13 protein-coding genes and 4 tRNA genes are annotated in these 14299 nt (G+C 64.8%); 3 read left to right on the top strand and 14 right to left on the bottom strand.

What is annotated here, in order from left to right:
• Positions 1–61: 61 nt before the first annotated feature.
• The 12 genes from rplL to GAK28_RS01820 all read right to left on the bottom strand — a co-directional run bounded on the left by rplL (position 62) and on the right by GAK28_RS01820 (position 6078).
• Positions 62–433 (bottom strand): 50S ribosomal protein L7/L12, encoded by a 372-nt coding sequence (gene rplL / locus GAK28_RS01765; protein WP_291774203.1) that lies wholly within the window; start codon positions 431–433, stop codon positions 62–64.
• A 47-nt stretch (positions 434–480) separates the two neighbouring features.
• On the bottom strand, positions 481–1005 hold the full coding sequence (rplJ, locus tag GAK28_RS01770) for a 50S ribosomal protein L10 (protein ID WP_291774206.1): 525 nt from the start codon (positions 1003–1005) through the stop codon (positions 481–483).
• Positions 1006–1347: 342 nt separating this feature from the next.
• Positions 1348–2055, bottom strand: coding sequence for a 50S ribosomal protein L1 (rplA, locus tag GAK28_RS01775; protein WP_291774208.1), 708 nt, complete (start codon positions 2053–2055; stop codon positions 1348–1350).
• A 3-nt stretch (positions 2056–2058) separates the two neighbouring features.
• Positions 2059–2487 carry a 50S ribosomal protein L11 gene (rplK, locus tag GAK28_RS01780; RefSeq protein ID WP_045829444.1) on the bottom strand — a complete coding sequence of 143 codons (429 nt, stop codon included), beginning with the start codon at positions 2485–2487 and terminating at the stop codon, positions 2059–2061.
• Positions 2488–2668: 181 nt separating this feature from the next.
• Positions 2669–3229 (bottom strand): transcription termination/antitermination protein NusG, encoded by a 561-nt coding sequence (nusG, locus tag GAK28_RS01785; RefSeq protein ID WP_291774220.1) that lies wholly within the window; start codon positions 3227–3229, stop codon positions 2669–2671.
• Between the two features lie 8 nt (positions 3230–3237).
• Positions 3238–3636, bottom strand: coding sequence for a preprotein translocase subunit SecE (gene secE, locus GAK28_RS01790; RefSeq protein WP_291774223.1), 399 nt, complete (start codon positions 3634–3636; stop codon positions 3238–3240).
• Between the two features lie 13 nt (positions 3637–3649).
• Positions 3650–3725 (bottom strand) — tRNA-Trp (locus tag GAK28_RS01795).
• A 94-nt stretch (positions 3726–3819) separates the two neighbouring features.
• The gene (tuf, locus tag GAK28_RS01800; RefSeq protein WP_291774225.1) at positions 3820–5010 is read right to left on the bottom strand and encodes an elongation factor Tu; all 1191 of its coding nucleotides are present in this window, start codon (positions 5008–5010) and stop codon (positions 3820–3822) included.
• A 64-nt stretch (positions 5011–5074) separates the two neighbouring features.
• A tRNA-Thr gene (locus GAK28_RS01805) sits at positions 5075–5150 on the bottom strand.
• A gap of 26 nt (positions 5151–5176) precedes the next feature.
• Positions 5177–5250 (bottom strand) — tRNA-Gly (locus tag GAK28_RS01810).
• Positions 5251–5268: 18 nt separating this feature from the next.
• Positions 5269–5354: transfer RNA gene (locus tag GAK28_RS01815), tRNA-Tyr, on the bottom strand.
• A 238-nt stretch (positions 5355–5592) separates the two neighbouring features.
• A complete protein-coding gene (locus GAK28_RS01820; protein ID WP_291774226.1) occupies positions 5593–6078 on the bottom strand; it encodes an acyl-CoA thioesterase in 486 nt (161 codons plus the stop codon).
• Positions 6079–6178: 100 nt separating this feature from the next.
• Here GAK28_RS01820 and GAK28_RS01825 point away from each other — a divergent pair, with 100 nt between their 5' ends.
• Genes GAK28_RS01825 through GAK28_RS01835 form a run of 3 tightly spaced genes read left to right on the top strand, consistent with a single transcriptional unit; the run spans position 6179 to position 8878 of the window.
• Complete coding sequence (locus GAK28_RS01825) at positions 6179–8092, top strand: SpoIIE family protein phosphatase (RefSeq protein WP_291774228.1); 1914 nt, start codon at positions 6179–6181, stop codon at positions 8090–8092.
• The gene (locus tag GAK28_RS01830; RefSeq protein ID WP_291774230.1) at positions 8073–8498 is read left to right on the top strand and encodes an ATP-binding protein; all 426 of its coding nucleotides are present in this window, start codon (positions 8073–8075) and stop codon (positions 8496–8498) included. The genes GAK28_RS01825 and GAK28_RS01830 overlap by 20 nt, the downstream gene beginning before the upstream one ends.
• Positions 8495–8878: an STAS domain-containing protein gene (locus GAK28_RS01835; protein WP_291774233.1), complete on the top strand. Its 384-nt coding sequence runs from the start codon at positions 8495–8497 to the stop codon at positions 8876–8878. The genes GAK28_RS01830 and GAK28_RS01835 overlap by 4 nt, the downstream gene beginning before the upstream one ends.
• Before the next feature lie 5 nt (positions 8879–8883).
• On the opposite strand, the gene GAK28_RS01840 is transcribed toward GAK28_RS01835, so the two are convergent.
• Complete coding sequence (locus tag GAK28_RS01840; protein ID WP_291774235.1) at positions 8884–9351, bottom strand: MarR family transcriptional regulator; 468 nt, start codon at positions 9349–9351, stop codon at positions 8884–8886.
• A 130-nt stretch (positions 9352–9481) separates the two neighbouring features.
• Complete coding sequence (locus GAK28_RS01845) at positions 9482–14149, bottom strand: autotransporter domain-containing protein (protein WP_291774237.1); 4668 nt, start codon at positions 14147–14149, stop codon at positions 9482–9484.
• Positions 14150–14299 lie beyond the last annotated feature (150 nt).

A 14299-nucleotide genomic window follows, 5' to 3' on the forward strand; every position in this document is an offset into this window, starting at 1 on the left:
GGGCTTACGCCCCCAGGCCTGGCTTGACGCTAGATCAAACTCGTTGCGCGCAAGGCGCCAATTACTTGAGTTCGACCGTGGCGCCGGCAGCTTCGAGGTCCTTCTTGAACTTCGCAGCGTCTTCCTTCGAAGCAGCTTCCTTCACGACGCCACCGGCTTCGGTGAGGTCCTTGGCTTCCTTGAGGCCCAGGCCAGTGATGGCACGGACGGCCTTGATCACGTCGACCTTCTTGTCGCCGGCGGACTTCAGGATCACGTCGAACTCGGTCTGCTCTTCGACAGCGGCGGCCGGACCGGCAGCAGCGGCGACAGCGACCGGGGCGGCAGCGGAGACGCCGAAGGTGTCTTCGATCGACTTCACCAGTTCCATGATTTCCGTCAGGGACTTGGCCTTGATGGCTTCAACGATCTGTTCGGTGGTCAGGGTGGACATTGTTTCTTACCTTCTGAAATGGGTTTCGATGAAATAAGTCAGCGAGATCAGGCTTCAGCCGGGGCTTCGGCGGCGACTTCGCCACCACCCTGCTTCTCCGCCACGGCGTTGACCGCGCGGGCGAACATCGTGATCGGCTCGACGAGGACACGGGCCAGCATGGCCAGGGCCTCTTCGCGGGTCGGCAGCGAGGCCAGCACGTCGACGTGCGTAGCACCGAACACCTTGCCCTCGATGGAGACGACCTTCGGCTTGAGCTTGTCGTTGGTCTTCGCGAATTCCTTGATCAGGCGGCCAGCGGCGCCCGGTTCCTCAGTCGAGAACGCATAGAGCAGCGGACCGGTCAGGGCGTCGGCGACGACCTCGAACTCGGTACCAGCCACGGCGCGTGCGGCGAGGGTGTTCTTCACAACTTTGAGGAACACACCCGATTCACGGGCCTTCTTGCGCATCGCGGTCATCTGAGAGACCGTGGTGCCCGCGTATTCGGCGGCGACCAAGGAGTGAGCCTTCGCGGCGACTTCTGCCAGCTCGGCGACTACTTCTTGCTTCTGAGACAGATTGAGAGCCATTGCACTCCTCCAATTGAACTCCGCTTGCGACTCCTGCCGCTTGCGGTCCTGGGCGACATCCTCCGTGACGTCGGGGACGGGAACGTCCCGGGTGGTGGCCTTTCCAGATTCGAAACGAATACCAGAAGGGGCTGCACCATCTACGCCGGCTGGATCCGTGGAGGCATCCGATTAAGCGATCCCGCTGTCGACGACGGCGTGTCCATGCCAACACGAGCTCCATGCTCGTCGCCGTCGTGCGCTGATCGCGCCTGCGGTCTTTGACGGCTGCCGCGACGTTGCAGTCGGGCCGCCCTCAAAAACGTGCCCTCGCCAGCGAACTGGCGAGGGTCGTCCTAACTCTTACTTGGCCGAGGTCGTCACGGTCGAGGTATCGACCGGCACGCCAACGCCCATGGTGCTCGACAGCGCCACCTTCTGGATGTACTGACCCTTGGCAGCTGCCGGCTTGGCCTTGAGCAGGTCGCCGAGCAGCGTGTTCAGGTTGTCGGCGAGCTGGGCAGCGTCGAAGCTGGCCTTGCCGATGGTGGCGTGGATGATGCCGCCCTTGTCGTTACGGAACTTGACCTGACCGGCCTTGGCGTTCTTCACGGCGGTGGCGACGTCGGCGGTGACCGAGCCGTCCTTCGGGTTCGGCATCAGGCCGCGGGGACCGAGCACCTGGCCGAGCTTACCGACGACGCGCATGGCGTCCGGCGTGGCAATGACACGACCGTAGTCGAGGTCACCCGCCTGCATCTTCTCGGCGAGGTCGTCCATACCGACGGCGTCGGCGCCGGCGGCGAGGGCCGCGTCGGCCTTTTCACCCGGCGGCACGAACACGGCGACCTTGATGGTCTTGCCGGTGCCGTGCGGCAGGAGCGAGGAACCGCGAACGCCCTGGTCGGACTTCTTGGCGTCGATACCGAGGCGGACGGCGACGTCCACGGACTCGGCGAACTTGGCCTTGGCGTTGTCCTTGACGATCTTGATGGCTTCATCGAGACCGTAGGTCTTGCCCGGCTGGACAGCGGCCGTAGCGGCCTTCATACGCTTGGTGAGCTTTGCCATGTCTTAACCCTCTACCACCAGACCCATGGAACGCGCGCTGCCGGCGATGGTACGCACGGCGGCATCGAGATCGGCAGCCGTGAGATCCGGCTCCTTCTGCTTCGCGATTTCCTCGAGCTGGGCGCGGGTGACCTTGCCCACCTTGTCGGTGTTCGGCTTCTGCGAGCCCTTGGCCACGCCCGTGATCTTCTTGAGGAGGATCGAGGCCGGCGGGGTCTTCGTGATGAAGGTGAAGGTACGGTCCGAGTAGGCCGTGATCACGACCGGGATCGGAAGACCCGGCTCGAGCTTCTGCGTGGCGGCGTTGAAGGCCTTGCAGAACTCCATGATGTTCAGGCCGCGCTGACCGAGCGCCGGACCGACGGGCGGCGACGGGTTAGCCTGGCCGGCCTTCACCTGCAACTTGATGTAACCAATGACTTTCTTTGCCATTTCTCTTTAACCTCGCGAGTGCTGGCGCCTTGCGGCTCCTCGCTGTTGGCCATCCCTGGGGTGATGGGCTCGACGTGGCGAACCCCTGAAACACGGCCACGCCGGAGTAAAAACTCCAGCGTGGACCGAGAATTATAGGCACTGAGCAAAAATTAAGCAACGCCCGTGCCGGGGCCTTGGATCAGGCCTTTTCGACCTGGCCGAACTCGAGCTCGACCGGGGTGGAGCGACCGAAGATGAGCACCGCGACGCGCAGGCGGCTCTTCTCGTAATTGACTTCCTCGACGACGCCGTTGAAGTCGTTGAACGGACCGTCCGTGACGCGGACCATTTCGCCCGGCTCGAAAAGAACCTTGGGACGGGGCTTCTCGACACCCTCGCGCACGCGACTCAGGATGTTGTCGGCCTCGGAATCGCGGATCGGGTGCGGACGATCGGCGGTGCCGCCGATGAAACCCATAACCTTCGGGGTTTCCTTGACCAGATGCCAGCATTCGTCGTCGATACGCGGCGTCTTGCCGTTGGTATCGGTCTCGATCTGCACCAGGACATAGCCCGGGAAGAACTTGCGCTCGCTACGACGCTTCTGGCCGCCACGCATTTCGATGACTTCCTCGGTCGGAACCAGGATTTCACCGAACTTTTCTTCCATGCCTTCACGCACAACGCGCTCGGTGAGCGCCTTGCGAACCTGCTGTTCGAACCCCGAATAGGCGTGAACGACGTACCAACGTTTGCTCATGCCTTACCTCAATGTCCGAGCTTGAGCAGCCAATCGAGCACGATCGACTTCAACAGCCAGTCGATGAGCCCCATCAGCAGCGAAAGAATGATGACGACCACGATGATGATACCGGTGGTCTTCAGCGTTTCGTCGCGCGACGGCCAGACGACCTTGCGCAACTCGAACTGCGACTCGGCAATGAAGCCGCGCAGCTTACGGCCCGGAGCCGTGAAAGAGCCGATCGCCAGGGCGGCGGCGACTGCGACGATAACGCCCACGACGCGCACAAAAGACGGCACGCTCTGGTTATCGGCGAAATAGTAGAAACCGGCGATGCCGGCGGCGAGCACGACCAGCGCAAGCGCCAGCTTGCCGAAATCGGCCGGGCCCATACCCTTGGCTGCTTCTTGTGCCTTCGTGTTCATGCGCGCTCGAAAGTGGCACGCCAGGAGGGACTCGAACCCCCAACCTGCGGTTTTGGAGACCGCTGCTCTGCCAATTGAGCTACTGGCGTACAGATGAAACGGAGTGAATCGAAGGGTGGATGATACAAGATCATTCCGCCCTTCAAGCCGGAAGCCGACCCTTACGGGCCGGCGACCAGGTGATTACTTGGTGATCTTGGCGACCACGCCCGCACCGACGGTACGACCGCCTTCACGGATAGCGAAGCGCAGACCATCTTCCATCGCGATCGGCTTCAGCAGGGTGACAGCCATCTTCACGTTGTCGCCCGGCATCACCATTTCCACGCCTTCCGGCAGCTTGCAGGCGCCGGTGACGTCGGTGGTGCGGAAGTAGAACTGCGAACGATAGTTGTTGAAGAACGGGGTATGACGACCGCCTTCATCCTTCGACAGGATGTAGACCTCACCCTCGAACTCGGTGTGCGGGGTCACGGTGCCCGGCTTGGCCACGACCTGGCCACGCTCGACGTCTTCACGCTTCAGGCCACGGACCAGCAGACCGACGTTGTCGCCTGCCTGACCCTGGTCGAGAAGCTTGCGGAACATTTCCACGCCGGTGATCGTCGTGTTCTGCGTGTCCTTCAGGCCCACGACTTCCGCCGCGTCACCCACCTTGACCACGCCACGCTCGATACGACCGGTCAGCACGGTACCGCGACCCGAGATCGAGAACACGTCTTCGACCGGCAGCAGGTACGGCTTGTCGATTTCGCGAACCGGCTCCGGGATCCAGGTGTCGAGGGCGTCGACGAGCTTGATGATCGCCGGCACGCCAATCTCGGACTGGTCGCCGTCGAGGGCGAGACGGGCCGAACCCGAGATGATCGGGGTGTCGTCGCCCGGGAACTCGTACTTCGACAGCAGTTCGCGGACTTCCATTTCGACGAGCTCGAGGAGCTCGGCGTCGTCGACCATGTCGGCCTTGTTCAGGAACACGACGATGTACGGCACGCCGACCTGACGCGAGAGCAGGATGTGCTCACGGGTCTGCGGCATCGGGCCGTCAGCGGCCGAGCAAACGAGGATCGCGCCGTCCATCTGGGCGGCACCGGTGATCATGTTCTTGACGTAGTCAGCATGTCCCGGGCAATCGACGTGACCGTAGTGACGGGTCGGCGATTCGTATTCGACGTGCGCGGTCGAAATCGTGATGCCACGAGCCTTTTCTTCAGGAGCGGCGTCGATCGAGCCGTAATCCTTGAATTCACCACCGAAACGCTCGGCGCCGACCTTGGTCAGGGCAGCCGTCAGCGTGGTCTTGCCGTGGTCGACGTGGCCGATGGTGCCGACGTTGACGTGCGGCTTGGTGCGTTCGAACTTACCCTTTGCCATGAGCGCTAAACTCCGCTGGAGCCAATGAGATAGAGAAAAAAGGAACCGCCGCAGGCGACGAAGATGGTGCTCATGACTGGAATCGAACCAGCGACCTCTTCCTTACCAAGGAAGTGCTCTACCGACTGAGCTACATGAGCACGAAACGCAACGCGTGTAGAAACAATGGAGCGGGAGACGGGAATCGAACCCGCACAATCAGCTTGGAAGGCTGAAGTTCTACCATTGAACTACTCCCGCACTACGCGGAACTCGTACTGGTGGAGGAAGGTGGATTCGAACCACCGAAGGCGTAAGCCAGCAGATTTACAGTCTGCCCCCGTTGGCCGCTTGGGTATTCCTCCAACAAAGAACGCCTATTGTCGCGAGCGCCCCAGATACTGTCAACAACTTCCGCACGTTTCGATGACGGTGCGTTGCCGACCCGGGATGCCTGACAACCCCGCCGATACGGGTGGTCGGCGGGTGGGCCGCGAAGTGTACAGGGGTGTTATCGGGTTGTGAAGCTGGGTCGGGCGATTTTTTATCGATCGCGCGCCCTTGGGGGCCATCGCGCGCAAGCGCGCTCCTACATGGGTAGGGTCAGGCGTCGCGGGTGGCCAGGACCAGGGGCTCCATCGCGCGGGACATCTCCATGAGTTTCATGGCGTATTCCTGCAGGCGAAGATCCTTCTCTTCCACCGGTTTCCAAGGCGGCACCGGGGTGGGCTTGCCGCCGTCGGCCTTGTCCATGGCCACGAAGACCATGACGCAACTGGTCGCCAGGCGCTGCTCACCGCTACGAAGATCGCGCGCCAGCACGTCCACAGCCAGGTGCATGCTGGAGGTGCCGGTGTGGATGAGACGGGCGCGAACGGTGACCAGGTCACCGATGAGGATCGGCGCCAGGAACTGGATGCCCGAGACCGAGACCGTGACGCAGTAGGCCCCGCTCCAACCCACCGCGCAGGCGTACCCCGCCTGGTCGAGCCATTTCATGGCCATGCCACCGTGGACCTTTCCACCGAAGTTCACATCGGTGGGTTGGGCCAGGAAGCGGAATTCGACTTCTCGCTGGGTGCCGGACATGGGCCTACCTTGCTGGGAAAAGTCGCCATTATGCGGCGTGGCGGCTTGTCGCGCCGCCCTGCCGGGCATAGATTGCGCCTATCACCCCCTGGAGCACCCGATGGTCCTGCGCAGTGTCGCCTCGCGGCTCTCCCTGGGCGTCCTCCTGGGCTCGGCGATCGTCCTGGTCGTCACCGGCGGCCTGATGCTCTCGCATACCCGGGAGCAGAGCCTCGAACAGACCGAGCGCGAGGCGGCTGCCATCGCCGACTCCGCATCCAGCCGCATCCAGGGCCATATCGACGGCGTGGCCCGTGTGGCCCGAGTCCTCGCCGGCCAGCTCGCCACCCGTCGCGATCAGGCGGCGGCGCTGGTGCACGACGCCCTGGTGGTGAATCCCGAGATCGTGGACATCAGCGCCGCGTTCATTCCCCGCGATACCGCCAACGTGAAGGCCGACGATGCCCCGGTCGCCCGCCGCGCCGCCGACGGTCGGATCACCGCGGGCAGTCGACGCGACGATCCGGACACCTACTGGACAGCCCCCTGGTTCGTCCACGGCCTCAACTGCGATGCGGGCTGCTGGCAGGCACCTTTTCACTCATCGGCCCGGACGGACATGCTGGTGGGCTACTCCACGACGATTCCAGGCCGCTCCGTGACCGTCCAGGGCGTCGCCGATGCGACGATCAGCCTGGGCTGGCTCCAGCGTGTCCTGGGGTCCCTGGCCAAGCCGGCACACGCCTCCGCCTTCGTCCTCGACGCAAGCGGGGAGTTTCTTGCCCACGACTGGGTTTCGTACATCGGCACCCGCGGCAGCCGGCCGCTTCTTACCGCGGTGGCCCAGGGCCACAACCCGGTACGGATCACCCCGGAAGAAGGCGGCCGGGTCAGCGAGCCGGTCTGGGTCTACTTCGTACCGATCAAGGGCACCCACTGGACCTTCGGCCTGTCCATGCCCGAGCAGGCCGTCATGGCCGATCTGCGGCAGACCTACATGGTGGACATCGTGCTCGGCCTGCTCGCGCTGGCTGGCGTCTCCCTCATCGCCCTGCTCATCACGCGACGGCTGATGGCGCCACTGACCGTGCTGGCCGACCGCGCGGAAGACGTCTCCCGCGGCGAACTCGATTTCGAGCTGCCCAATGTTCGTCGCAATGACGAGGTGGGCCGCCTGACCCGCGCGTTCGACCAGATGCGCCACCAGCTTGCCGGCCATATCGATTCGGCCAAGCGCGTGGCACGCGAGCAGGAGCGCATTGCGAGCGAACTCGACATCGCTCGGCAGATCCAGCTCGCGCTTATCCCCTCCCCCCACTGGCTTGCCAGCGACGGGCGAATCGAAGTACATGCCGCGCTGCGTCCCGCTTCGGCGGTCGGCGGCGACCTGTACACCTACTTCGCGCTGGGCGCCCGCCACATCTGCATCATGGTCGGCGACGTCTCCGACAAGGGCATCCCCGCCGCGCTGTTCATGGCACGAACGGTGACGCTCGCGCGCACCCTGGCCACGCACGCGCGCTCCCCCAGCGACATTCTTGCGGCGCTGAACCGGGAGCTGTGCAAGGGTAACGACACCTGCATGTTCGTGACCCTGCTCTGCGGCGTCGTGGAAACGGAGACCGGTCTGCTCACCCTCGCCAGCGCGGGCCACGAGCAACCGGTGCTCCATGCCGGTGGAAGCGTCACTCTGGTGGACGTGGAAACCGGCCCCGCGCTCGGACTCGACCCGGAAGCGCGCTACCCTGTACGCGTACTTTCGTTGCTGGGGGGCGATACCTTGCTCATGTACACCGACGGCGTCAGCGAAGCCCATACGGGAAACCAGCGCCTTTTCGGCACGCACGGCCTGCTGCGCAGCGTCTCCGGCGTGCCCGAGGGCGCCGCGCCGGAAACCTATGTCGAACGCATCCTTGGCGACGTGGAAGCCTACGTCGACGGCGCGCCCGCTTACGACGATATCGCCCTGCTCGCGCTCACCTGGCACGACCTCGGCGTGGAAGGAGCCCGGCTCGATGCGGTTGCGCATTCCTAACCGCCTGGAAGACGTGTTCCTCGCGCTGGACCAGGCGGCGACCGCCCTCCAGCGCAGTCGCGTGGACGAGGCCTGCTGCGCCGATGTCCGCCTCGTGCTCGAAGAGTTGCTGGTCAACACCGTGCGCCATGGCTATCCGGACGGGCGCGACGGCTATATCGACATCGACCTGGAGATCCGCGACGACGCGGTACGGCTCGAGCTGCGCGACGACGCGCGGCCTTTCGACCCGATGCTGCACGAACCTCCAGACCTGCCGGGCGACCTGGCGGACCGGGCCATCGGCGGCCTCGGCCTGCACATCGCCCGCAGCATCGCCGACGAACTGCGCTATGAACGCCACGCGCACATCAATCAAGTCATCGTGCATTTCCGCCCCACCCCGTCCGACGAGTCCACCCCATGACCCTGATCGTCCGCAGCGAAAGCCCCGTTCCCGAGCGCAGTACCGTCTGGCTGGAAGGCCGGCTGGACGCCTCGACCTACGTGGAATTCGATGTAGCCATGCGCGACATCGTGCCGCTCGTGGACAATCACGGCACGCTGGTGATCGACCTCTCGGCCCTGGAATACATCAGCAGCGCTGGCCTGCGTAGCCTCGCCGTGCTGCGCAAGCAGATGCACGATCGTGCCGGTCGCACGCTGCTGGTCAACCCGCAGCCGCAGGTGAAGAAGGTCTTCGACATCGTGAAGGCCGTACCGGTCGCCGAGGTCTTCGCCAGCGTGGCCGAACTCGACCTCTACCTCGATCACATGCAGCGACAGGTCAGCTCACCTGAGAGCTGACGCCCTTAGCGGTCGTTGTGCTCGATGAGATTCGCCCGCAACGTTTCCAGCTGGCTCTTCAGGCCACGTAGCTGGTCGATTTCGCAGTCCATGGCGCAGAAGACATCCACCGGGATGTCACCGGCCTTCGCACGTAGCGCCCGGCCCTCGTCCGTAAGTGTGACGATGACCTGCCGTTCGTCGCGCGTACCGCGCGCCCGCTGCACCAGACCGGCGACCTGAAGGCGCTTGAGCAAGGGCGTCAGCGTGGCCGAATCCAGGAACAGGCGCTCGCCCAGCTCCGACACGGTGATGCCGTCGCGCTCCCACAGCACCAGCATGGCCAGGTATTGCGGGTAGGTGAGGTCCAGCTTCGCCAGCAACTGACGGTAGACCTTGCCCATCGCCAGGTTCGCCGAATACAGGGCGAAACACAGCTGCCCGTCGAGGGTACGCGGGGCATCGACGCCGGGTGGGAGGGACTTCTTGCTCATGCCCCGGAATGTAGGGACCGGGGTATTGGTTTGCAAGCGATTCAATTGCGCAACCTGTAGGAGCGCGCTTGCGCGCGATGGGGCGGGCGGATAACCCCCATCGCGCGCAAGCGCGCTCCTACATGGGCTTTTAGGGCCCGAACTTCTTCTCGATGCCCAACAGGATCGACTGGTTGTCGCGCGTCGTGTTGTCCAACTGGTTCTGGTACTCGGCGCGGATCATCCAGCCACCCCGGGTCTGCAGGACGATGCCGGCGCCCAGCAGCGTGTGGTTGCGCGACTGCCGGTACAGGGTGGCCCGATACAGGGGACCATCGAGCAGGTCGGCGTAGCGCATCACGGCCTGGCCGGAACCCTGCATGTCGTGACCGAACTCGGCACGCAGTTGCGGAGCCCACACGCCGTAATCGCGCTTCACCGCCCACTGGGCGAGCACGCCCACGGTCGCCGTGGTCGTCTTCACCGTCTGACCCTGGTACTTCAGGGAATACACGTCGTCGCCATGCTCCGTGTAACCGTCGAGACGCGCGCGGGCGACATCCAGGCGACCGTACGGCGTGAACTGCGAGTTGTCGCCCACCATCTGATAACCCGCCGAGATCGACGCGAACCACTGCGTGCCGTCGCGGCTGCCATTGACGCGGTTACCGTTGTCAGTGACATAGCGCTTCGAGTCGAACGACAGCCACTGGTAGCCGATCAATGCATCCGTATAGAACGACGTGGTCGGACGGTAGCTCGCGTAGAGCGCCACGTTGTAGCTGTCCACCGCGCTGCGGCTGCCCTTGTTGCCGACGTCCGTGTTGTCGTGGCCGTAGCCCACGCCGGCACCCACGGCCAGCTTCTCGCTGAACTGCTTGTCGACACCGAAGCTCAGGCCCGAAGTGGTGAAGTCGGTTCCGTTGTCGCTGGTGCCCACCTGGCTCTTGCCGAAGTTGATCGCGCCGCCGGTCCACACCGACACGTCGCCCGGGAGATTGCCGTGCTGTGAGCTGGCCGCCGTCAGCGATTCAGGCGAATCGCCGTTCGGCTGCACGAGATAACGGCGGCTGTTCTCGTCCTGGGTCCGACGCAAGTCGGCATACGCGTCGCCTCCACGCGACATGCCGGCCGAGGCCAGGGTGATGCCGTTGGTGAAGCCGCTCGCGCCACCGCTGTGCAGCATTTCCAGGCGACGCTGGAAGTTGCTGATCTGACCCACGGCCATGCGGCGGGTGGCATCGGCCTGCGCCGAGAGCACGCCCAGCACTTCGGGATCCTTCGACGGATCGCTGCGCGGTGTCACTGTGACGGTGATGTAACCCGGTGCCGACGTGGCATACGCGTTGGTCAGCGTGTAGCCGATCTGCGCCGTGCCGCCGAATGTCGGCGCCGCCGTGAAGGTCAACACGTAGCCGTTGGCCGAGGCCTGGATGCTCGTCGCACCGGCGTTGGACGGCGACACGGAGACCACGTTGGCACCGGTGAACGGACCGCCATGCGCTGCGCTGGTGAGGTTCACCTGGACGACGCGACCGGCGATCGCCTCGGCCGCGACGGGCGGCGCGATCGGCGCGGGATTGACCGTCACCGTCACGTGCGCGGGCTGCGACGTACCGAAGACATTGCTGAGGGTGTAGTCGAACGTGATGTCACCGGAGGCCTCTGCCGGCGCGGTATAGACCAGGTCCGTACCCTGCACCTGCACGTTGCCGGTGGATGGCTGCGCGACGACGCTGGCCGCGGTAAACGGACCGTTGCCGGCGCCCGCCGCACCATGGATCGTCACCGACTGGCCGCCGAGCACTGTGGCCTTCTGCGCCGTCACCGTGGGCACCGGTCCGGCGGCGACCGTGACGTTCACGTTGGCGGCGTTGGATGTCCCGCCGGGCCCCGTCGCCGTGTACTTGAACGTGTCGGTACCGAAGTAGTTCTGCGCCGGGGTATAGACCACGTTCACGCCATTGACCACCGCCGCACCGTGGGCCGGCGCCTGGGTGACCGCGATGCTGGTGATGGGGCCGCTGTCGTTACTCGTCACCGGGATGGTGACCGGGTTGTTCGCCCCCACGGTCGCTGTGTCGTCCACGGCGATCGGCGTCGGCTCGGCCATCGTGACGGTATAGGACTGCGAGCCGGTGTAACCGAAGTTATCCGTGGCCGTAATGGTGAGGTTGAAGGATCCGGCGGCCGTCGGCGTACCGCTGATGGTGCCCGCCTGGGTCATCACCAGACCCGCGGGCAGGTTGCCGGAGGTGATCGCATAGGTGTACGGGGCGATACCGCCGCTCGCGCTGACCGTCGTGGTCTGGTACGGCACGGCGGCCTTGCCGTTCGGCAGCGACGACGGCGTGAACACCAGGGTCGGCGAGACGACGCTGACGCTGTAGTTCTGCTCGGCGAACTGCTGTGCCTGGTCGGTCACGCGCACGCGGAAATTGAAAGTGCCCGACTGCGTCACCAGGCCCGTGACCCCGCCATCGGAAGGGTTCAGCGTCAGGTTACCCGGCAGCGAGCCGCTCACGACCGTGAAGGTGTACGGCGGCGCGCCGTTGCTGGCGACGATGTTCTGCGCGTACTGCGTACCGCGGGTCGGCGAGGGAAGCGAGGTGGTGTCGATCGTCACCGCGCCACCGGGCACGATGATCTGGAAGTTCTGCGTGACGTTCGCTGCGGCGCGATAGGCAGGGGTCCCATCCTGGGACGCCTGCATGGCGCAATTGCCAGGCGCCTTGCCGAATACCTGGTTGGAGTTACGCACCTCGCACACGTTCGGCGTGGTCGTCGCGAACTGCACAGGCAGCCCCGAGGTGGCGGTGGCGCTCATCGTCACCGTCGCCCCGAAGTTCACGTTACCCGGGTTGTTGAAGGCGATCGTCTGTGCGCCGACCGGCGTCACGGCGTTGCTCTGTCCCGACGACGACCCCGGACCGGAGCCGTTGGTGGCGACGATCGAGAACGTATAGGCCTGGCCGAGCGTCAGCCCGGTCACGGTGATCGGCGAGGTGGCACCGCTCGCCGTGATGTTGCCGGGGCTGGCCGTCACGGTATAACCCGTGATCTGCGAGCCACCGGTGTTGGCGGGCGGAGAGAACGGCACTTGCGCGCTGCCCGTGTTCTGCCCTGCCGGTGAATCCGGCGCGACGACCAAACCGACCGTCGGCGCACCTGGCGCGACCGAATTCACCACGAACTGCACCGTCTTCGAGGCGGGTAGATAGGTCGCGTCGCCCGCCTGAGTCACCGTGATCGAACAATTACCGCCCGACACGAAGGCGAGTTGGCCCGTCGAGGGGTTGATGGTGCAAATGTCCGTCGTGGTCGATGAAAACGTCAGCGGCCTGTTCGTATCGACCGACGCCGTGAGGGTGGGCGTCGTACCGTAGTTCTGTGTGCCCGGATTGGTGAAGACGATCGTCTGGCTGATCTGCGGAGTGATCGAGCCGGAGGGCGACGACGCCGCTCCGGTACCCACGCCATTGGTGGCGACCACGGTGAACGTATACGCCGTGCCTCGCTGGAGACCGTTGACGGTGATCGGACTGCCCGAGCCCGAAGCGGTCAGCCCGCCGGGACTGGAGGTGACGGTGTAGCCGGTGATCGTCGAACCGCCGTTATCCGTCGGCGCCGTGAAATTCACGTCGGCGGAGGCCAGTGTCGACGGGCCGCCCGCCGCCGAAGTGACGCTCCCCACCGAGGGAGCGCCCGGCACGACGGCATCGATATTCATCGAATAGAAGCGTGAACCGGTGAAACCGTTCGCATCGGTCGCGGTGGCCGTGAAGGTGGCCGGGCCACCCGACGTCGGCGTACCGCTGAGCGTGCCGGCGTTGGGATCCAGGACCAGGCCCGCAGGCAGCGCCGTGGCGCTGAAGGTATAAGGCGCGGTGCCGCCGGAGGCGCTCAGGGTTTGCGAATAAGCGGTGCCATGCGTCGCATTCGGCAGGGTCGGCGGATTGACGGCGATAGTCGGCGGCGCGACGACCTGCAAGGTGTATCCCTGTGTCGCGGTCGCATGCGACCCGTCGACGCTGGGCGTGCTGTCGGTCACCGTGAAGCTGACCGGATAGTTCTGCGCCGCCCCGGTGGGCGTACCGCTGAGCACGCCCGTCGCCGGATTGAAGCTGATGCCAACGGGCAGCGGACCGCTGGCCAGGCTATAGGCGTAAGACGGCGTGCCGCCGGAACCGATCAGCGTGACGGAATACGGGCGCCCCTGCGTCGCCGCGGGCAGCGTCGCCGGCGTCAGGCTCACCGTGGGGAAGGCGACCGCGACGGTATAGGCCTTGTCCACCGCATTGTTGCCGGCGTCGATCACGTGCACCGAAAATGAGAATGAGCCGGCCTTGGATGGCGTGCCCGAAATGATGCCACCGTCGGAGATCGACAAACCGGTGGGCGGCGTTCCCGTGAAAGTGTAATGGTAGGGCGCCGTACCGCCGGTGGTCTGCATTTGCACCGCCGTAATGGCCTGGCCGTACGCCATCGCGGGCAGGGTAGACGGCGTGACCGTCAGGACCGGACCGATCGTGATATTGAACTGGATCAGGGTATTGCTATCGTCATTGGCCGTGAACGAATCCGTCTGCGTGATGCCCGTATTGGTATAGGTCAGAGCAAAGGCGTCATCTGGCGTGCCTGCCGTGCTGACCGATCCGAATTGAGGTCCGGAGACCACGGTGAAGCCAAAGGCCGAGCAAGTGAATGTCGCCGTGCCGCCAGGAGCGATATGCGCCGTCTGTGGCGATGTACATGCCGCCCAGGCGCTTCCCGCTCCCGCGAGCCACAGCAACAAGACCAGCATGAGCCAGCGTGCCACACCCCTACCCTGGCGCGACGCGCATGCGCCGCTCCCGCCCCGTGACATCTGCGACATGGTTTTCCCCTGCTGGTCCCCGCGGTGACATGGCGAGCCTGTTGACCCGCTCTTCTATAGCGACGACGCATTCCCCTGTAGCGATGCTACTCC

The sequence above is a fragment of the Luteibacter sp. genome (genome assembly GCF_009912395.1).
In the GTDB taxonomy this organism is placed as follows: Bacteria; Pseudomonadota; Gammaproteobacteria; order Xanthomonadales; family Rhodanobacteraceae; genus Luteibacter.